This is a genomic window from Aestuariivita boseongensis (genome assembly GCF_001262635.1).
In the GTDB taxonomy this organism is placed as follows: domain Bacteria; phylum Pseudomonadota; class Alphaproteobacteria; order Rhodobacterales; family Rhodobacteraceae; genus Aestuariivita; species Aestuariivita boseongensis.
In genome coordinates, this window is sequence record NZ_JXYH01000007.1 from 1 (window position 1) to 20010 (window position 20010).

Consider the following 20010-nt stretch of genomic DNA (forward strand, 5'->3'; position numbering starts at 1 on the left):
ATTTAGGGCAAGAAGAAGCTGTGGAGGCTTATTCGCTGGTTTCCACGATCAGCAACTCTCGTTCCGAGGCATCGCGGGCGTGGTTCAAGGCGCGCTGGTAAGTATCTGAGTTGTAACAGGTTTCCGCCGCCTCGACCGAAGGGAATCGCGCCACCACGTTGCGCGGGCGCGCCTGGCCTTCCAGTTGAACGAAGCGCCCACCCCGCGCGATGAAGACGCCGCCATGTTCGGCAATGGCCTCGGTCGCGAGGGCTGCGTATTTCGCATAGGCCGCCTCGTCCGTGACGGTCACATGTGCAATCCAGAGTGCGCCCATTCTTACCCCTCCAAAACCTGTTCGGCGGCCTTGATTGCCGCATCTGCATTGGCCGCGTCCTTGCCGCCGCCCTGCGCCATGTCAGGCCGACCACCGCCGCCCTTGCCGCCAAGCTGGGCCACAGCCGCTTTGACCAGATCAACAGCCGAGACGCGGTCTGTCAAATCCTGCGTGACACCTGCGGCAACGGCGGCCTTGCCGCCTGCGTCAGCGATCAGGAGGACTGCGCCCGTGCCGAGGCGGGTTTTATGTTCGTCGATCAGCGCGGGAAGATCCTTGCCCGTAACGCCAGAGAGCACCTGAGCAATGAGCTTTACGCCATTGATTTCCCTGGCATCTGGTTGCGACGCAGCACCACCTGCCATGGCGAGTTCACGGCGGAGCTGGGCCACCTCGTTCGACAGCGCCTTGCGTTCGTCCATCAACGCCTTGATCCGGTCCGGCACATCGGCGGGTTGGGCTTTGAGGGTCGAGGCGACCTCGGCCATAGTGCGTCCCTGTTGCGCGAGATAGTCAAAGGCGGCCGCACCGGTCAGCGCCTCGATCCGGCGGACGCCGGCGCTGGATGCGCTGTCGCCCAGTGTTACGAACACACCGATATCGCCGGTCTGGCGCACATGGGTGCCGCCGCAAAGCTCGATCGAATAGGTCTGGCCGTCATTGCCTTTGCCCGAGCCCGCTTGCCGGCCCATCGACACCACGCGCACTTCATCGCCGTATTTCTCACCAAAGAGCGCCTGAGCGCCGATCTCGCGCGCGTCATCGGGGGTCATGATCCGGGTCTCGACGGGCGCGTTCTGGCGGATATAGGCGTTCACTTCGGCCTCGACCTGCGCCAGTTCGGCAGGATCCAGCGCCTTGGTATGGCTGAAATCAAAGCGGAGGCGGTCGTCTGCATTGAGCGAGCCGCGTTGGGCCACGTGATCACCCAGGGCTGCGCGCAGGGCTTCGTGCAAGAGGTGCGTCGCGGAGTGGTTGGCGCGGATGGCGGTGCGGCGGGTGTGATCCACCTCCAGCACGGCAGCGTCGCCTTTGGTGAGTGTGCCTTGGGTCACTTCGCCGAAATGGATGAAGACGCCGGCGGCTTTGCGGGTGTCCGTGATGGTCACCGTCGCGCTGTCGGTTTTCAACGTGCCGCTGTCGCCGACCTGGCCACCGGATTCGGCGTAGAATGGCGTCTGGTTCAGGGCGATCTGGATGCTGCCGCCTTGCGCGGCGCTGTCGGTCAGCGCGCCGTCCTTGACCAGCGCGACGATCTGGCCTTCGGCGGTTTCGGTGTCATAGCCCAGGAAATCGGTGGTCCCGGACTCTTCGGCGACGTCGAACCAGACGGTTGCATCGGCTGCTTCGCCCGATCCGGCCCAGGCCGCGCGGGCCTTGGCTTTTTGTTCGGCCATAGCGGCGTCGAACCCGTCGGTATCGACTGCGCGGCCCTTTTCTCGCAGGGCGTCCTGCGTCAGGTCCAGCGGGAAGCCGTAGGTGTCATAGAGCTTGAACGCCGCTTCACCGGGGAGATTGGCACCCTCGGGAAGGTCGGCCAATTCGTCGTCGAGCAGCTTGAGGCCGCGATCCAGCGTCTGTTTGAACCGGGTTTCTTCCAGCTTCAGCGTCTCTTCAATCAGCGCCTTGGCCCGGCCCAGTTCCGGATAGGCCGCGCCCATCTGGCCCACCAGCGCGGGCACCAGACGGTGCATCAGCGGATCTTTCGCGCCCAGCAGATGCGCATGCCGCATGGCGCGGCGCATGATGCGGCGCAGGACATAGCCGCGCCCGTCATTGGAAGGCATCACGCCATCGGCGATCAGGAAGGACGTGGAACGCAAGTGATCCGCAATCACCCGGTGATGGGTCTTGCCCGGCCCGTCCGGATCGGTGGAGGTCGCGTCAGCCGACGCCTCGATCAGCGAGCGGATCAGGTCGGTGGCATAGTTGTCATTCGTGCCTTGCAAAAGCGCCGCAACCCGTTCGATGCCCATACCGGTGTCGATGGATTGCGCGGCAAGATCGCGGCGAGTGCCGTCTTCGAACTGCTCGAACTGCATGAAGACGAGGTTCCAGATCTCGACAAACCGGTCGCCATCTTCTTCCGGAGAGCCCGGAGGGCCGCCCCAGTATTGCTCCCCATGGTCATAGAAGATCTCGGTACAGGGGCCACAGGGGCCGGTGGGACCCATCATCCAGAAATTGTCATTGGTGGCGATGCGGATAATCCGGCTTTCCGGCACGCCGGTTTTCTTCCAGATGTCCACCGCTTCGTCATCGGTGTGGTAGACCGTGACCAGCAGCTTGTCCTTGGGGATATCAAGCTCACGCGTGATCAGTTCCCAGGCATAGGGGATCGCCTCGGCTTTGAAGTAATCGCCAAAGCTGAAATTGCCCAACATCTCGAAAAACGTGTGGTGGCGCGCGGTATAGCCCACATTGTCGAGGTCGTTGTGCTTGCCCCCTGCCCGCACGCATTTCTGCGCGGTCGTCGCGCGGGTGTAGTCGCGGTGTTCGACCCCCGTGAACAGGTTCTTGAACTGCACCATGCCCGAGTTGGTGAACATCAGCGTCGGGTCATTGCGCGGCACCAGGGGCGAGCTGTCGACCACCTCATGCCCGTTCTTGGCGAAGTAGTTCAGGAAGGTGGACCGGATATCATTCAATGAAGGCATGGGGCGTGACCTTGGACGGCATTTTCGGTTCGACGTGAAATAGCCTTATGGGTGCGGGCTGTCCACAGGGGGAATGGGTTGGAAACGCGACAGGGCGACCAAAGGGCCGCCCTGCTGTGTGAATCGCTGCCGATAGGGGCGCGGATCACGCCTCGAGAATGTCGTCGGCATCCTCGCCGGGATGGTCCATGTCGAATTCCAGTCCGTGAGCCGCCCGGATCTTGTCTTCGATATCGAGCGCGATAGCGGGATTGTCTTTAAGGAATTGCTTCGCGTTTTCGCGGCCCTGCCCGATCCGTTCGTCACCATAGGAGAACCAGGCGCCGGATTTTTCGACCACGCCGGCTTTGACGCCCAGGTCCAGCAGTTCCCCGGTTTTGGAGATGCCTTCGCCATACATGATGTCGAATTCCACCTGTTTGAACGGCGGCGCGACCTTGTTTTTGACCACTTTCACGCGGGTCTGGTTGCCGACAACCTCATCACGGTCCTTGATCGCGCCGATGCGGCGAATATCCAGACGGACGGAGGAATAGAATTTCAGCGCGTTGCCGCCGGTGGTGGTTTCGGGGCTGCCGAACATCACGCCGATCTTCATGCGGATCTGGTTGATGAAGATCACCATGCAGTTCGAACGGCTAATGGAGCCGGTCAGCTTGCGCATCGCCTGGCTCATCAGGCGGGCTTGCACGCCGACCGAGCTGTCGCCCATATCGCCTTCCAGTTCGGATTTGGGTGTCAGCGCCGCAACCGAATCGACGATGACCATGTTCACCGCGCCCGAGCGCACCAGCGTGTCGGTAATCTCAAGCGCCTGTTCGCCGGTGTCGGGCTGGGAGATCAGAAGCTCATCCAGATCGACGCCCAGCTTGCGGGCATATTGCGGATCCAGCGCGTGTTCGGCATCGACGAAAGCGCAGACGCCACCTTTTTTCTGCTGTTCGGCCACGCAATGCAGCGTCAGCGTGGTTTTACCTGACGATTCAGGGCCATAGATCTCGACAATGCGGCCCATGGGCAGGCCGCCGATACCCAGCGCGATGTCCAGACCCAGCGATCCGGTCGAGCTTGCCTCGATCTCCTGAATGGCGTTTTCGCCGCCCAGTTTCATGATGGAGCCCTTGCCGAACTGCCGTTCGATCTGGGCCAGCGCGCTGTCGAGCGCCTTTTGTTTGTCTGCTGATTTCTTGTCGTTCATTGTCAAAAGATCTGCCATTGGCCTGTTGTCCTGTCCTTTATTGTCACAAGGGGCACCCCGCGACAATCGCTGCTTTGTTCACCTCTTGTTCCTTATGAGACCAAAAAGAGAACATTTCAACAAAATTTTCCGCATCTCCACTGTTTCGCACTCTGGTTAAAGAGTAGTTTACGCCCAATGCTTGGCTGGCGGAAAAAGGTGCAAGGCGCGTAAATGCTTGTTTTTATGAAGGAAAGGCTGGTGTTTCTGTCGGTTCCGAAAACCGGGACCACCGCGTTTGAAAGCGCGCTGGCGTCGCGGGCCGATATCGTGGTGTCGAATCCCCCCGAGCTGAAACATGCGCCGCTTTATCGCTATAACCGCTTCTTCCGGCCGATGTTCGAGAAAGGCTGCAAGATCGAGGACATGGAGACGCTTGCGGTGATGCGCGAGCCCATCGACTGGCTGGGCAGTTGGTATCGGTACCGGCAGCGGGATTTCATGAAGGGCAAGCCCAACGCGACCCATGGGATCAGCTTTGACGACTTCGTCCGCGCTTATTGCGCCGAGACGCGGCCCGGGTTCGCCAATGTCGGCAGTCAGGCGAAGTTTCTGGAGGCGCGGCCCAATGGCACAGCCGTCACCCATCTGTTCCGCTACGAGGATCAGGCGCGGCTGATCGGGTTTCTGGAAAACCGGCTGGGGCTGAGGCTGACGCTGGGGCGGGAAAACGTTTCGCCAAAAATGGCGCTGTCGCTGTCGCCGGAGGTCGAGGCGCTGCTGCGATCAACCTGCGCAGAGGAATTTGCGCTTTACGACAGTATCGCCTAGGCGGTGGCGGCCAACTGGTCGTGAACAACATCTGTCAACTGATTGAGAGAAAACGGCTTTTGCAGGAACACCGATTGCGGAATGTGAGAGGACGCGCCGTCAAATGCCCCCTCGGCATAGCCTGACACGAAGACAACGCGCACATCGGGGCGGGCTTCAAGGGCCTTTTTGACCCAGGTGGGCCCGTCCAACCCGGGCATGACGACGTCGGTGACGAAGACATCGACACTCAGCGATCTGTCTTCCAGCGTCTGAAGGGCGGATTCGGCCGAATCCGCTTCGATGACCGTATAGCCACGCAGGCGCAATGCGCGCGAGGCGAAGGCGCGCACGGGCGCCTCATCCTCCACCAGAAGGACAACGCCATTGCCGTGTTTGGGCACGCGGCGCTCTGGCGTGGCGGGCACATCAGGCTGGGCGGGTGTTGCCTGTTTGCGCACCGGGAAGATCAGAAGAAAGGTCGTGCCCTGCCCCTGAACGCTGTCGGCGAAGATGTATCCGCCTGTCTGTTTCACGATGCCATAGGCCGTCGACAAGCCCAGCCCCGTGCCTTCGCCCGTGCGTTTGGTGGTATAGAACGGCTCGAACACCTTTTGCAGCAGATCGGGCGCAATGCCGGTGCCCTGGTCAATCACCTTGACGGAGACATAATCGCCCGGCGGCACGCTGACCCGGTTGCGTTTGAGCGCTTTTTTCAGTTGCAGCGCTTCGGTCACGATGCGGATTTCACCGCCCTCGGGCATGGCGTCGCGGGCGTTCACCACGAGGTTCATCAGCACCTGTTCCAGTTGCCGCTTGTCCGCCCGGATCGCCCCCAGCACGGGATCGTGGCTGAGCGTCAGGGTCACCTTTTCGCCCACCAGACGGTTCAGCAGATGGGTCAGGTCGGACAGCGTGTCACGCACATCAAGGATTTCAGGCCGCAGCGTCTGTTTGCGCGAAAAGGCCAGCAGCTGTCCCACAAGTGAGGCCGCGCGATTGGCGTTTTCGTTGATCTGCATGAGGTCGGCGTAATCCTCATCCCCCTGATCATGGCGCAACAGCAAAAGGTCGCAGTGCCCCGAAATCGCCGTCAGCAGGTTGTTGAAATCATGAGCCACGCCGCCCGCAAGCTGGCCGATGGCCTGCATTTTCTGGCTTTGCACGAATTGCGCTTCGAGGGATTTGAGCTCGGTCGCGTCGTTCAGCACCGCCACAAGCCGGGTTTCCCCCTGTTGCACAATCGCGTTCAGCGTGACCTGCAGGAACATCTCAAGATCCGACCCCTTCAAGCGCAGAACCTCGGATTTCTGAGATTTCCGGCCCGAGGCGGTGTCTTCCAGCCAATCGGCGATCGGGCGGCCCAGCCCTTCCATCAGCTGGGCGATCTGCTGGCCCTTGACATCGGATTTTCCCAGCAGCTGGCGCGCGGCGCTGTTGGCATCCAAAATCTCTCCGTTCAGGTCCAGGTGTAGAAGCGCCACCGGCAGGGTTTCCAGGGTCAGGCTTTCATCCGCGGGGGCCGTTTGCGGCAGCAGGATAATTTCGCGGCGCCCGGCATTCAGGCTGTGTTCCAGCACGCCATAGAATTCGATGCCATTGGCGGTCAGAACCGTGTTCAGCTCGCCCCGGCGGAGAGGGAGATCAGGGAAAATCCGGTGCAGGGCGGTCACCCGTCCACCTGCCATGTCGCGGGCGGCGTCATTCATCGACAGGATCGCACCGGATTTGCTGGCGGTCATGACGGGGATCGGCAACGCCTCTGTCGAGCGGCGCGCGCCGGAGTGTTCCGGAATCGCCTCGATCCGCCAGAGGAACTGGTGATCCTGCAGCTTCTGAACCGACAGCCGAACCGGACCGCCGCGCGTGACGATATCTTCGCGCGCAGAGCCTTTCTGTTCCGCCAGCCCCTGCAGCCGGAAAAGGATCGGCGCGGGATCGGCGAACGTCCCGCGCAGGGTCGCGGTCAGCGTGTCACCGAAGGTGGGCTGGAACTTGAGCCGGGCCGCCGGATTGCCGGAAATAAGCGCGCCGTCGGTATCGGTAACGAAGGACGGGGCCGCGTCATTTTCAAAGAACCGCGCCAGCAAAAAGGCCGCGCGTCTGGCAACCAGGGCACGGGCCGCATCCATTGCAAGCAACCCAATAGCCAGCAGCGCAAGACTGCCGCCCAGTGTCAGTGCCCAGATCGACGATGGAGCCTTATCCCAGAGCAGCGCATAGGTGAGGCATGTCGCAGCCAGGACCGCAATCAGCACAAGCCGCCCGGCCCGAGGCAAACGGGCGGGACGCAAGCTGCGCGCATCGGTCGAAGCCAGGGTCACGGGCCTTCCTCCGGTATACTTGCCCCGAAGAATGACGCCGAAGGGTTAAACGGGGATTAACTGAGATGCAATTCTACTTCAGGTTGCATAACAATAGCTAGACTCTTCTGAGGATGGCGAGGAAAAACCCGTCCCCTCCCCCTGCAAGCGGCCAGCGATGAGAGGCCTCCTGCCGCCAATCCGGCCGATCCGACAAAAAGGCGGCCACACGATCCTCGTTTTCACGGCTCAGCACGGAGCAGGTCGCATAGGCCAGCACCCCGCCAGGCGCCACAAGCGCGGAGGCCGCGCGCAGGATCTGGTCCTGGGTCTGGGTCAGCGCTGTCAGACGCTCGGGCGTCAGGATCCATTTGCCATCGGGCGCGCGCCGCCACGACCCGCTGCCGGAACAAGGCGCGTCACACAAGATCAAGTCATACCGGCTGTTCGGCTCAATCTGCTGCAGGATCGAGACCGCGATACCCGCCCGCGCGGCGCGATCGGGCAAATCGCGCATGCGCTGGGGGTTGGCATCATGAGCGGCAAGCTGCAGATCGGCGCGCGCGCCCATGGCCAGGGTCTTGCCGCCACCGCCCGCGCAGTAATCCAGAACCGTCATGCCCATGGCCAATGGCAGGGCATCGGTTACGGCCTGGCTGGCGGCGTCCTGCAGTTCGAACAGACCGTCACGGAAGGTCGGCGTGTTGCGCAGCTGCCGTGCGCCCTGGGTCACCTCAAGCGCTGTTGGACTGTGGTCATGGGGAATTGCCGTGATGCCGTCGGACTGAAGCCGCGCGATCAGATCCGCACGTGAGGTCTTGCGCAGGTTGGCGCGCAGGAAGACCGGCGCGCGGTTGCGCAGATAGGCGGCACCCTCCTGCGCATGCGCACCGAGGGAACGTTCAAATTCGGGCCAGAGCCAGTCGGGGATATCCCCTGCATCGGCGCCAGCCGCAGGCTCGCGCCCCTGTTCTTCGGCGCTGACCGGAGCGGGGCCATAGCCCGAGCCGTCAAAAAGCGCCTCAAGATCCGCCCCCTGCGCACGGGCCGCGCCGATCATCAGGCCCCTGCCCGTTTCCGACCCGCCCAGCGCGGCAAAGGACCGGCGGCAGCGCAGGGCGTCAAAGACATGGTCGCGGACCGCGGCGCGGTCTTTCGATCCCGCAAATCGCGCCTTGCGGGCCCAACCGGTCAGGGCCTGTTCGGCCGGCTGACCGGCCAGAATGTCATCCAGAAGACCGATGGCCGCCTGAACGCGGGCGGCGGGCGTCATTACATGATCCGGTAATTCGGGCTTTCGCGGGTGATCTGCACGTCATGGACGTGGCTTTCCTTCAACCCGGCGCCGGTGATCTTCACGAACTGGCAATTCTTGCGCATCTCGTCGATGGTGGCGCAGCCGGTATAGCCCATGGCCGCGCGCAGACCGCCCACCAGCTGGTGAATGACCGTCCCGGCAGAGCCCTTATAAGGCACCTGTCCTTCGATCCCTTCGGGCACCAGCTTGTCACTGGCGGCGTCCTTCTGGAAGTAGCGGTCGGCCGAGCCGCGCGCCATCGCGCCCAACGATCCCATACCGCGATAGGATTTGAAGCTGCGGCCTTGATACAGGATCACCTCGCCCGGGCTTTCATCAGTGCCCGCAATCATGGACCCCACCATGGCGCAGGAGGCGCCCGCCGCAATCGCCTTGGCGAAATCGCCCGAGAACTTGATGCCGCCATCAGCAATCACCGGCACGTCACCCGCAGCGGCAGCGCAATCCATGATGGCGGTCAGTTGCGGCACGCCCACACCGGCCACCATCCGCGTGGTGCAGATCGAACCCGGGCCGATCCCCACCTTGATTGCATCGGCACCTGCCCCGATCAGGGCGCGCGTGGCCTCGCCCGTGGCGACGTTACCCGCGACCACTTGTACTTCGTTCGAGAGCTTCTTGGCGCGCTCCACCGCATGCGCCACGCCTTCGGAATGGCCATGGGCGGTGTCGATCACGATCATGTCGACGCCCGCATCCACCAGCGCTTCGGCCCGTTCAAAGCCCGCATCGCCTACGGTCGAGGCCGCAGCCACCCGCAGCCGGCCCAGCTGATCCTTGCAGGCGGTGGGGTTCAGAACAGCCTGTTCGGTGTCCTTCAGCGTCAGAAGACCGGTCAGCTGGCCGTCGGCATTGGTCACGAGCAGCTTTTCAATGCGCCGTTCCTTCATCAGGCTGATCGCCTCGTCCCGGTCGGCGGGTTCGCGCAGGATCGCCAGATCGGTTGAGGTCATCATCACCTTCACCGGCGTGGCATCGTCCGAGGCAAAGCGCATGTCGCGGTTGGTCACAATGCCCATCACGCGGCCCTTGTCATCGACCACGGGGAACCCGGTGACGTTATAGCGTTCCTGCAGAACCTTCGCATCGGCCAGCGTCTGGTCGGGTTTCAGCGTGATCGGATTATAGACGATCCCGCTTTCAAACCGTTTGACGCGGCGGACTTCCCTGGCCTGCTGTTCGATATCCAGATTGCGGTGCACCACGCCGATGCCGCCGGCCTGCGCCATGGCGATGGCCATGCGCGCCTCGGTCACTGTGTCCATGGCCGAGGACAGAAGCGGGATGTTCATCGCGATCTGTCGAGTGACGAATGTGCGTGTATCGGCGGTGCTTGGCAGCACGTTGGAGGCCTGGGGGACCAGCAATACATCATCAAAGGTAAGTGCCTCGCGAATCTCCATGGCTCGACCTCGTCTCGGGAGTTTCATTTGGCAGTTTCCTATTTCACGCCCCCCCCGAAAAGAAAAGAGGCAATTGCCCTCTTTCCCCTGCTGTCGTTAGGATTTGTGAAAGGATGGGAGGCAGATATGCGTGTATGGCATGGGTTGGTGGCTTTATCTTGTGTGATGGGAGCACCGGCCGTCGGCGCGGAAGAGGTGCGATATTACGCCAATGGCTGGCCCATCGCGCTGGTGGAAGCGGCCTGTTCGGGCGATGAGGGCTGTCTGACGCTGTTTGCCAATTGCCCGCCGGGCACGGATGGGACCTGCACGGCGCAGGTGGCCTGGTGCAGCCTGACCGAACATGGGCTGGAGGTGATGCGCAGCTTGTGCGTAAGCCGAACCAGAGGCAGCACGCCGGATATAAGTACAGATGTGATGATGCCGTCGGGCGGGTCCTGGAACATCTCGCGCAATGGCGCAGGGATGGTGCAGGTCAATGCGGAGGATGCGCAGCTGGATGCGGACGGGTGCGTGACCACGCCCTACCCGCCGCGCCGTTATTGCGTGGAGCCTGTCACGGACAAGGAGAGTTTCGAACGCTGGGCGAATGCACCGGATCAATAGGCAGGCCAAAGCACGTTCAGCGCAGAAGATCAGGAGTGGTTTTCGCCCCGGATCGCGTTTGCTTGGGAAGGCTTACCAAGCATGGCCAGGCATCAGGTCCGGGCCCCGGTATTTTTGCGAAAATTCTGGCGCTGCACGGATCATGTGCCGCTTGCGATCATCATTATGACGAGTTTGACATGGTATCGCGCCGTGATCCGTTTATGTAACGCATCCAAAGCTAATCCGGAGCGTCCATGTCCACCGATCCTCTTGTCGTTTTCACCCCATCCGGCAAACGCGGGCATTTCCCCGTTGGCACCCCGATCCTGACGGCGGCGCGCCAATTGGGGGTCGATCTGGATTCCGTCTGCGGCGGGCGGGGGATCTGTTCGAAATGCCAGATCACGCCCAGCTATGGCGAGTTTCCAAAGCATGGCGTGACCGTCCATGACGGGGCGCTGTCGGAATGGAACGCGGTGGAGGAACGCTATAAATCCAAACGCGGGTTGAAAGAGGGCCGCCGCCTGGGCTGCCAAGCCACGGTGCAGGGCGATGTGGTGATCGACGTGCCGCCTGAATCACAGGTGCACCGGCAAGTGGTGCGCAAAGCGGCAAGCGCCCGGGCAATCATGATGGATCCGGCGACCCGGCTTTACTTTGTTGAGGTGGAGGAGCCCGACATGCACTCCCCCACCGGGGATCTTGAGCGGGTGGAGCGTGCGCTGCGTGACCAATGGCAGATTAAGGAGGTCACCGCCGATCTGTCCCTGCTGGCCAAGCTGCAGACCACGCTGCGCAAAGGCAAATGGCAAGTGACCGTGGCGCTTCATGTCGATCATCGCGGCGGCACGCCCCGGGTGATCGACATCTGGCCCGGCCTGCATGAGGGCGGGCTTTATGGACTGGCGATTGATCTGGGATCGACCACGATCGCCGCGCATCTGACCGATCTGGACACGGGCGCAGTGATTGCGTCGTCGGGCCTGATGAACCCCCAGATCCGCTTTGGCGAAGATCTGATGAGCCGCGTGTCCTATGCCATGATGAACCCCGGCGGCGACAAGGAAATGACCCGCGCGGTGCGTGAGGCGATCAATGATCTGACCACCTCGATTGCCGAGGAAGGCAAGATTGACCCCTCGCTGATCGTGGAGACGGTCTTTGTCTGCAACCCCGTGATGCACCACCTGCTGCTGGGTCTGGACCCGGTGGAGCTGGGCCAGGCGCCCTTTGCGCTGACCACGTCGGAATCCATCACCCTGCCCGCGACCGAGATGGATCTGACCAACATGAACCCCCGCGCGCAGGTTTACATCCTGCCCTGCATCGCGGGCCATGTGGGGGCTGATGCGGCGGCTGTGGCGCTGTCGGAAGAGCCCGGCAAATCCAAAGACTTGGTGCTGGTCGTCGATGTGGGCACTAACGCGGAAATCCTTCTGGGCAATACCGAACGCGTTCTGGCCTGTTCGTCGCCCACCGGCCCTGCCTTTGAGGGCGCGCAGATCAGCTCGGGCCAACGGGCGGCCCCGGGTGCCATCGAACGGATTGAAATCGACCCGGTTACCAAAGAACCCCGCTTCCGCGTGATTGGCAGCGATCTGTGGTCCGATGAGGACGGCTTTGCCGAGGCGACAGCGGTCACAGGCATCACCGGCATCTGCGGGTCGGGCATCATCGAAGCGGTGGCCGAGATGCGCATGGCGGGCCTGCTCGATGAAAGCGGGTTGATCGGATCGGCGGCGCAAACGGGCACTGACCGCTCCGTCCCCGAGGGGCGCACCCATGCCTATCTGATCCACGATGCCAGCGCCGAAGGCGGCCCGCGCATCACCGTCACCCAGGGCGATATCCGCGCGATCCAGCTGGCCAAATCCGCGCTTTACGCCGGTGCGCGACTTCTGATGGACGAAATGGGCGTGGACCGGGTGGACCGCGTGGTACTGGCCGGAGCGTTCGGCGCGCATATCTCCACCAAACACGCGATGGTGCTGGGCATGATCCCTGACGCGCCCTTGGACAAGGTCACGTCTGCGGGCAACGCAGCAGGCACCGGCGCACGCATTGCGCTGTGCAATATCAGCGCGCGCACAGAAATCGAACGCGTCGTGCGCGAGATCACCAAGGTCGAAACCGCGATCGAGCCAAAGTTCCAGGAGCATTTCGTCGCCGCCAACGCGATCCCCCACAAAACCGACCCGTTCCCGGATCTGGCCAAGGTGGTCACCCTGCCCCATGTCAGCTTCAACACCGGCGGCGGGGACAGTGCGGATGGTGGCGGCAGACGGCGGCGCAGACGGGCCTGACGCCCCTATACGCCCTGCGCGCAATGCCCTAGCGTGGCCTCACCTGACGGAGGGGCCACATGGACAATCGCGATCAAAAAGACTTCTGGACCGATATCGCCGGGCCCAAATGGGTCGAGCAGCAACAGGCGATGGATGCGCTGATGCAGCCGGTTCTGGACAGCGTGATCGCGCGGGCGGGTCTTGGAACTGGCGCGCACGTTCTGGATATCGGCTGTGGCACCGGTGCCAGCCTTCTGGCGGCGGGCGAGGCCGTTGGACCTGAGGGCCACGTGCTGGGCGCAGATATCTCGGCCCGCCTGCTGGATCTGGCACGAACTCGCACAGCCGATCACCCCCAGATCGCAGTGATGGAGGCCGATGCCGCCACCCATGCCTTCCCCCTTGCTGCCTTCGACCACCTGATCTCCCGCTTCGGGGTGATGTTCTTTGAACGCTCCGAGGCCGCCTTCCAGAACATGGCCCGCGCCCTGACACCCGGCGCAACCCTCAGCTTTGCCGCCTGGGGCGATATCCCGGCCAACCCCTTCTTCACCCACGCCGCCCAAGCCGCCCGCGACGTCCTGGGCCCGATGCCCAAATCCGACCCCGATCTACCCGGCCCTTTCGCCTTCCGCGACCCGGCCCGCATCACAGGGGTCCTGGATGCCGCCGGGTTCTCGAACATCACAGTCGACGTGCAGGACATCCACTTGCGCCCCGCAGGCACGCTTTCCGACCTTGCCACCCAGATGATGGCCATCGGCCCCGCCGAAGCCGCCCTGAAACATTTCGAGGCGGATGAAGCCCAACACGCCGCCGTCCATGCCTCCCTCATGGCCGTCTTCGCCGATTTCCAAACCGACACGGGCCTCGCCATCCCCGCCCGCATCAACTTTGCCACCGCACGGGTGCCCGCATGAAACGCCTCTTCACCTCCCTCCCCGACACCGCGCATTTGGCGGATGTTTTCAAAGCCTTCCCCGCCACCGTCCGCCCGCTGATGGAGTTCCACGACATCCTGATGCGCGGCGAGAGCGATCTGAGCGTGGCCGAACGGGAACTGATCGCGGCCTATGTCTCGGGCCTGAACGCCTGCAGCTTCTGCTTTGGCGCGCATAAACTGATGGCCCGCGCCTTTGGCGTGGACGAGGCCCTGATGGACGCGCTGGTCGCGGACATCGACACCGCCCCGGTCGAGGCCAAACTGCGCCCGCTTCTGGCCTATGTCGCCAAGCTGACCCGCAGCCCGTCCATGCTGATCGAAGCCGATGCGCAAGCGGTCTATGACGCGGGCTGGTCCGAAAGCGCGCTTTATGACGCCATCCAGACCTGCGCGCTTTACAACCTGATGAACCGCATCGTCGAAGGCACGGGCGTCGCCCCCTACCCCGAAATCCCCGAGAACCGGATCGAAGACGAGCTATCGGCCCGCCGCACCCGCACCTATATGGATTTCGGCCGATCCATCGGCGCCATCGACTGAAGAAGGGGGCGAACGTCAGATGACAGACGAAGACTTCGTCAAGCTGGCGATCTTCGCCCTCCCGGACCACATCACAACGACGGCGGCGGCTTGCCTGATGGCGCAGATTTTTAGAGGCGAGCGGCTGACCCCGCGTGAGATCATGGACGTCTGCAAGGCCCTCGGAGTCACTGGCAGCGACAGGACGCCCGCCCTCAACCTCTTGAGTTACACATTCAGCGAAGCATCACGACCGAACCGTCACGTCTTCTGGGACTTATTCAACCTTCCGCGCTCTGTGAGGCCCTTGATCGACCTAAGAGATCGAAACGGCCTCCTAGCTCTAGGTGTTATCCGGATTCTGATTAAGCTCTCTCCAGTCCAAAACTACTCCCGTCAACTGCCGTTCACTTAAGCCGTGTTGCCCGCATTTCTGGAGTTCAAAGTAAAACCAAGCAGATTCAATGAGACCTGCATCGCGAGAAGGATGTGCCACATCCAGATCACTCCAACTAGCACCGAAAACCGGCTCATCCCTCCTAACCAACCTCTGGGAGGTGCGTGTTCAATTACAAGTCTCATTTCTTCGTTGAAACGGACAAGATATCCGAAATAGACCCCATGCAAAGAAAGAGCGGAGCAGAACGCCACCGCCATCACCACAGAAAAGAAGTAGGGTAAAACGGCATACGCTGAAGCGACAAGAAGACCGGGCAAATCACTTGCATCGGTGATAACCCAGTAGTCTTCGTCGTTTGGATCAGCGATTTGTTCTACGGCTCGGTGGAGTTGCCAAAGCACGAATAAGAGAAACAGCGGCGCGACGTGCAATATGAAATTTAGCGGAGCGTTAACCCCAGCAAAGCTCGCATCACTCGCCTTCTTTTCAAACAGATCATTTACGGCTGCCTGCAAGTCAGACCCTTTGTATTTCCCGCCAGTATAAACTGAAAATGATCTAGCTAAGGCGTTTTTGAGTGCGGACGCCGACGTCATAACGCCATCCTCCAAAGGCGCGAATAACGCGGCCTCACCCCCCCCTGCTTTTCTCAATTTGTCCGGTGCTATCCTCAAAAAGCGGGGTCTCAATAAGCCTTTCGGGGAACAAGAGACTTGGCAGGTCTTCTAACCAAGAGATTGGCAGAACGAAAAAGTGCTCTTCTTCATTTTCTGAGTGGACAATAACTCCGGAAAGCTGACCTCGGTAACCAGAAACACAACTTGATGCGTCGAAAAATGTCGCCTTCGCGTTATCAAACAACAGAAATCGCTCACCCGACATAGTAGGAGCAAATGCGCCATACTGACCGTCTATGTCCCGTTGAATCATCAAGACTGCACATTCAATTCTGGGGTGACTCCGGAGTTCCAAAGCTGCGACAGTGCCACCCGGAATTGGATCGTCCGTGAAACCGAGTTCGGCATATTGGGATGCGGTGGGCAGAACGGGCTGGTCGCTCAGGCTGTCTGCTATCCTACGACCCTCGCTAGTGCGTCCGAAAAGATCGTTACGAGATAGCGCGACAGCGTCCATTTTCTCCCAATCCACTAACTCCACCAGCAATTCAGATTTTTCGGAGAATACCTTTATTTGTTGGTGTGACAGCAGCTGATACGAGACAAGAAAGAAAGCCAAAGATAGGACAAGATAGTAGTTTTGCAGCTTCTTTATGCTCGATACGCTCGATCCCAACGCAACACCCCTACCGATTGTATATCCGCGTAGCCCCCACACAAAAGCATACACAGAATCATCTCAAAACGAACGCCATCGGCTAGCAAATGAGACGTTCATTGAAATAAGGCAGATGGTATAGTCAAGGAACCAGCTAGTCGAGTAGCGCGGCTAGTAGATCTCGCCTGGGTTCTCCCTATTGATCCTAGTTTGGACACCCTTGAAGTTCGAGTGTCGGAGGCGTATCGATTATTAAAGCATGTAGTTTCTCATCAGTTTCTCGCAAGACACTAGCTTGAGGAACAACGTGCAATTTTTCCACTGATGTCAGTGGATTGCGGGTATGGTGAAAAGGTATCACGCGAGCTTCCCAAGCTTAAGTTACGGGTTCGATTCCCGTTACCCGCTCCAAAATCCCCAAATGTCCGGTGTTCACCGATCAGCCCAGGATCAGGGCCAGCGGCGCAAGGCTGTCCCGGTCATAGACAATCCAGACCGGCTGGACAGGGTAAACTGCTGTGGCAGGCACATATCCGCATCCGCCGAACGGCAGGCACAGCGCGCGGTCTTTTTCCGTCAGTCCGGTGGGCGCGAACCAGTCTGGCCGGCCCACGGTCAAACGGTCGCCAATCGGCTCCACCGGGTGCGGATCATCATAGGTCGCGGGCGGGGCCAGCGTGAGCACCGCCGCGCTGTCGAGCGGCCAGTAGAGCGCAGGCTCCGCACCCTCCGGCGAGGACGGAAACCCCATGGCAAGGGTGCTTGCACTGCCCGCCACACGCATATCGCGAGCCGATACGGCCTGCGCCAGCACGCGCAAGGCAGACACCGCTTGCGCGCGGTGCGTTGGGTCATCCGGGTCGAACCGCCAGGACCAGTCCCGCGCCGCTTCGACCTTCAGACCGTCCGCCAACAGCTTCTCAAGCGCAGTTTCCGGGTTGGCATCCAACTCCGCCCGAAAGGCCAGTTGATAGGCCAAGGGCAAGTCACCCCCAGGCTCAGGTTCGGTGCGCAGGTTCTCGATGCGGTCCTTCAACGCCTGCCAGCCCGCGTCATGCGCGGTTGAGGTCGCATAGATCACCTCAAGCGCACCGGTCTGATTGTCCTGTGCATAGATCCCGTCTGGCAGGATCAGCAGGCGCGCATCCGCAGGAATGTCCTGCCCGCGCGCGGTGTCGCCTTCCATCAACCGGTAAGACCCGTCCTGCACCTCAAGCCGGAACTGCAGATCGTTATAATCGATCTCTCCAGCTTGCGCTGCAGGGGTCAATGTCGCCATGAAAACGAACGCGGCAAACCGGGTCTTATGCGATGCCATGCGGAGCCTCTGACAAGGGCGAGTTTGCCCGCACCCTAGCAAGAATTGTCCCGCAGTCCAGCCAGCGCCCTTAGCCGTAAAGCCCCGCCACCCGTCCACGTAACTGGATCAGCGACAGCACCGTATCAATCGTAGGCGTCGGCGTGTCGGTCACACGACCCAGCTCCTGCACCGAGCCCACCAGCGCATCGATCTCCATCGGGCGCCCCTGATCCAGATCCTGCAGCATGGACGTCCGGTGCGCGCCCACGGCCGCACCGCCATCAATCCGGCGATCCACGTCGATGGGGAATTTCACGCCCAGCTTTTCGGCAATCTCCTGCGCTTCCACCATCATCCCACGCGCCACGGCCCGCGCGCCGGGATCGGTACACAGCACATCCAGCGTCGCATGGGTCAGCGCCGAGATCGGGTTGAACGACAGGTTCCCCCACAGCTTCACCCAGATCTCATCGCGCAGACGCGGGCGCACAGGCGCTTTCAGCCCGGCGGCACTCAGTGCCTTCGACAAAGCCATGGCGCGGTCTGATTTCGTCCCGTCTGGTTCGCCCAGCGAAAAGCGATTGCCCTCGATATGCTTGATCACACCGGGTTCCGGCACCTCTGCCGCCGGATAGACCACACAGCCCAGAACCCGATCCGGCCCAAACCCGTTCCACTGCGCATCGCCCGGATCGACGGAGGCCAGACGTGTGCCCTCCAACTCCCCACCGATCTTATGGAAATACCACCACGGCACGCCATTCACGCCCGAGACAATCGTCGTCTCCGGCCCGATCAGCGGCTGCATCTTCTCGACCACCGGCGGCACCGAATGCGCCTTAAGCGTGACGATCACGTAATCCTGCGGTCCCAGATCCGCCGGGTTATCCGAAGCCGTCACCGGCACCGTCACCGGATCCGCGCCGTCCTCATGCAGCGTCAGACCCTTCTCCTGCATCGCCGCCAGATGGGGCCCGCGCGCCACAAGGCTCACATCCGCCCCGGCCTGCGCCAGCTTCACCCCCATATAGCCGCCGATGGCGCCCGCCCCGAACACACAGATCTTCATTGGTCTTCCCTTCGCGCAGACGTCACCCTGCCGGGTGCGCCCCCATCTTCTTCTTGCTCAAAATACCGGCCGCCGGAGGCTCCCGCAGTCCACACACGCGCCTCCGCCCGTTGGATCAGGCTGCCGCTTCCACAAGCCCCAGCTTTTCCGCCAGCCCAATGCGCTGCATCTTGCCCGTGGCGCCTTTCGGGATCTCATCGAGAATGATCACCTTCCGCGGCACCTTGAAATCAGCCATGCGTTCAGCAGCAAAGGCGCGGATGTCTTTCTCGGACGCCTCGGCACCTTCGGCCAAGACAACCGCCGCTGCGACTTCTTCCCCCAGCTTGGGATGCGGCAGCGCAAAGGTCACGACCTGCACGATGGCCGGGTGATCCAGCAGCACGCCATCCACCTCCAGAGGGCTGATCTTTTCGCCGCCGCGGTTGATGATCTCTTTCAACCGACCTGTCAGATGCAGATAGCCATCCGCATCAAAGGCCCCCTGATCACCCGTGCGGAACCAGCGATGGCCTTCAGCCTCGAAGAAGTTCTTCTCATTGGCTTCCGGGTTGCCCTCATAGCCCGGTGTCACGTTCGGTCCGGAAATCGCGACCTCGCCCGTGCCGTCCACCAGACGGTTCTCGGTCTCATGGGCGATGCGCACCATGGGGCCCGCCTCTACGCCGACCGAGCCGGGTTTTTGCAGATCCATCCGGTTGCAGCACATCTGATGGGCGGCCTCGGTCATGCCATAGGCCTCGATCACCGGCGCGCCGAAGGTCTCGTTCAGCTGCGTCATCACCTGCGCAGGCAGCGAGGCCGAGGAGGACCGCAAGAAGCGCAGTTTCGTGGCCGCGATCACGTCCGCATTACGGCCCGCGCGCGACAGGATCGCCTGATGCATGGTGGGCACGGCAGTGTACCAGGTCGGTTTGGCCTCGGTCATCCAGCCGAAAAACCGCAGCGCGTCAAAGCCCGGGGCGCACCAAATCGAGGCGCCCGCCGACAGCGACGCGGTGACCGCCGCAACCAGACCGTGGATGTGGAACAAGGGCATCACGTTCAGGCAGCGGTCCTCGGACGTCAGGCTCAGCGAATGCGCGATATTTTCGGCCGAAGCAGCGACGTTTGATTGCAACAACGGCACGATCTTGGGCCGCGACGTGGTGCCCGAGGTGTGCAGGATCAGCGCGATATCATCCGCCGCAGGTGCCGCATCATCCGCCTGCCCCGCTGATCCTTCCGCCGTCAGATCAAACGTACCCGCAGGAGCACCTTCCGGCACCGACAAGCGCAGAACGGTCAGGCCAAACCGCTGGGCCGCAGCCAATGCGGGACCGTCATAGCCATCCTCCAGCAAAATCGCCTTGGCCTTCAGATCTTCGAGGTAGAACGCAAATTCATCCTCGCGGTAAGCCGGGTTAAGCGGTGCGGTAGTGGCCGCCTGCGCGATGGTGACAAAGGCCACGGCCATTTCCGGGCCGTTGGGCAGCACGATCGCCACACGGTCGCCGCGCCCGACGCCTACGGCGTGCAACTGACCCGCGACCTTGGCCGATTGAGCGCGCAGCCCCTCATAGCTCATCCAATCGCGGCCTGGCGCACCGATGGCGGGCGCCTCACCGGGATGAGCGGCCAGCAATGCCTGAATGGTCGTCTCCATCG

17 protein-coding genes and 1 tRNA gene are annotated in these 20010 nt (G+C 61.8%); 7 read left to right on the forward strand and 11 right to left on the reverse strand.

Annotated features, from left to right (window positions below; translation table 11 throughout):
- Positions 1-28: 28 nt before the first annotated feature.
- From TR61_RS04345 to recA, 3 genes are all read right to left on the reverse strand, one after another.
- Positions 29-316, reverse strand: coding sequence for a DUF1330 domain-containing protein (locus tag TR61_RS04345; protein ID WP_050928355.1), 288 nt, complete (start codon positions 314-316; stop codon positions 29-31).
- Between the two features lie 2 nt (positions 317-318).
- The gene (gene alaS, locus TR61_RS04350; RefSeq protein ID WP_050928357.1) at positions 319-2973 is read right to left on the reverse strand and encodes an alanine--tRNA ligase; all 2655 of its coding nucleotides are present in this window, start codon (positions 2971-2973) and stop codon (positions 319-321) included.
- 145 nt (positions 2974-3118) lie between these two features.
- Complete coding sequence (recA, locus tag TR61_RS04355) at positions 3119-4189, reverse strand: recombinase RecA (protein ID WP_050928360.1); 1071 nt, start codon at positions 4187-4189, stop codon at positions 3119-3121.
- 195 nt (positions 4190-4384) lie between these two features.
- Here recA and TR61_RS04360 point away from each other — a divergent pair, with 195 nt between their 5' ends.
- Positions 4385-4981: a sulfotransferase family 2 domain-containing protein gene (locus tag TR61_RS04360; protein WP_050928363.1), complete on the forward strand. Its 597-nt coding sequence runs from the start codon at positions 4385-4387 to the stop codon at positions 4979-4981.
- Here TR61_RS04360 and TR61_RS04365 read toward each other — a convergent pair.
- The 3 genes from TR61_RS04365 to guaB all read right to left on the reverse strand — a co-directional run bounded on the left by TR61_RS04365 (position 4978) and on the right by guaB (position 9984).
- Complete coding sequence (locus TR61_RS04365; protein WP_050928365.1) at positions 4978-7284, reverse strand: ATP-binding response regulator; 2307 nt, start codon at positions 7282-7284, stop codon at positions 4978-4980. The genes TR61_RS04360 and TR61_RS04365 overlap by 4 nt on opposite strands.
- 97 nt (positions 7285-7381) lie before the next feature.
- Entirely contained in the window at positions 7382-8536 is a 1155-nt protein-coding gene (locus TR61_RS04370; protein ID WP_050928367.1) for an RsmB/NOP family class I SAM-dependent RNA methyltransferase, read from the reverse strand.
- A complete protein-coding gene (gene guaB, locus TR61_RS04375) occupies positions 8536-9984 on the reverse strand; it encodes an IMP dehydrogenase (RefSeq protein WP_050928369.1) in 1449 nt (482 codons plus the stop codon). The genes TR61_RS04370 and guaB overlap by 1 nt, the downstream gene beginning before the upstream one ends.
- 165 nt (positions 9985-10149) lie before the next feature.
- On the opposite strand from guaB, the gene TR61_RS04380 reads away from it, so the two are divergent.
- The 5 genes from TR61_RS04380 to TR61_RS04400 all read left to right on the forward strand — a co-directional run bounded on the left by TR61_RS04380 (position 10150) and on the right by TR61_RS04400 (position 14734).
- The gene (locus TR61_RS04380) at positions 10150-10590 is read left to right on the forward strand and encodes a hypothetical protein (protein ID WP_050928370.1); all 441 of its coding nucleotides are present in this window, start codon (positions 10150-10152) and stop codon (positions 10588-10590) included.
- A 236-nt stretch (positions 10591-10826) separates the two neighbouring features.
- Positions 10827-12875: an ASKHA domain-containing protein gene (locus tag TR61_RS04385; RefSeq protein ID WP_050928371.1), complete on the forward strand. Its 2049-nt coding sequence runs from the start codon at positions 10827-10829 to the stop codon at positions 12873-12875.
- Between the two features lie 59 nt (positions 12876-12934).
- On the forward strand, positions 12935-13777 hold the full coding sequence (locus TR61_RS04390) for a class I SAM-dependent methyltransferase (protein ID WP_050928373.1): 843 nt from the start codon (positions 12935-12937) through the stop codon (positions 13775-13777).
- Positions 13774-14340 carry a carboxymuconolactone decarboxylase family protein gene (locus TR61_RS04395; RefSeq protein ID WP_050928376.1) on the forward strand — a complete coding sequence of 189 codons (567 nt, stop codon included), beginning with the start codon at positions 13774-13776 and terminating at the stop codon, positions 14338-14340. Before TR61_RS04390 ends, TR61_RS04395 begins: the two co-directional genes overlap by 4 nt.
- A gap of 19 nt (positions 14341-14359) precedes the next feature.
- Positions 14360-14734: a hypothetical protein gene (locus TR61_RS04400; RefSeq protein WP_050928379.1), complete on the forward strand. Its 375-nt coding sequence runs from the start codon at positions 14360-14362 to the stop codon at positions 14732-14734.
- Here TR61_RS04400 and TR61_RS04405 read toward each other — a convergent pair.
- Together TR61_RS04405 and TR61_RS04410 are read right to left on the reverse strand one after the other, a co-directional pair.
- Positions 14731-15315: a hypothetical protein gene (locus TR61_RS04405; RefSeq protein ID WP_050928381.1), complete on the reverse strand. Its 585-nt coding sequence runs from the start codon at positions 15313-15315 to the stop codon at positions 14731-14733. The two genes, TR61_RS04400 and TR61_RS04405, sit on opposite strands and share 4 nt — an antisense overlap.
- A gap of 34 nt (positions 15316-15349) precedes the next feature.
- Positions 15350-16012, reverse strand: a complete 663-nt coding sequence (locus TR61_RS04410) for a hypothetical protein (RefSeq protein ID WP_157440820.1) — start codon at positions 16010-16012, stop codon at positions 15350-15352.
- A gap of 319 nt (positions 16013-16331) precedes the next feature.
- Here TR61_RS04410 and TR61_RS04415 point away from each other — a divergent pair.
- Positions 16332-16405, forward strand: a tRNA-Gly gene (locus TR61_RS04415).
- 28 nt (positions 16406-16433) lie between these two features.
- Here TR61_RS04415 and TR61_RS04420 read toward each other — a convergent pair.
- From TR61_RS04420 to TR61_RS04430, 3 genes are all read right to left on the reverse strand, one after another.
- A complete protein-coding gene (locus TR61_RS04420) occupies positions 16434-17273 on the reverse strand; it encodes a hypothetical protein (RefSeq protein ID WP_172676931.1) in 840 nt (279 codons plus the stop codon).
- A gap of 109 nt (positions 17274-17382) precedes the next feature.
- Positions 17383-18363: a 2-dehydropantoate 2-reductase gene (locus TR61_RS04425; protein WP_050928387.1), complete on the reverse strand. Its 981-nt coding sequence runs from the start codon at positions 18361-18363 to the stop codon at positions 17383-17385.
- Between the two features lie 115 nt (positions 18364-18478).
- On the reverse strand, positions 18479-20008 hold the full coding sequence (locus TR61_RS04430; RefSeq protein WP_050928389.1) for an acyl--CoA ligase: 1530 nt from the start codon (positions 20006-20008) through the stop codon (positions 18479-18481).
- Between the last annotated feature and the right edge of the window lie 2 nt (positions 20009-20010).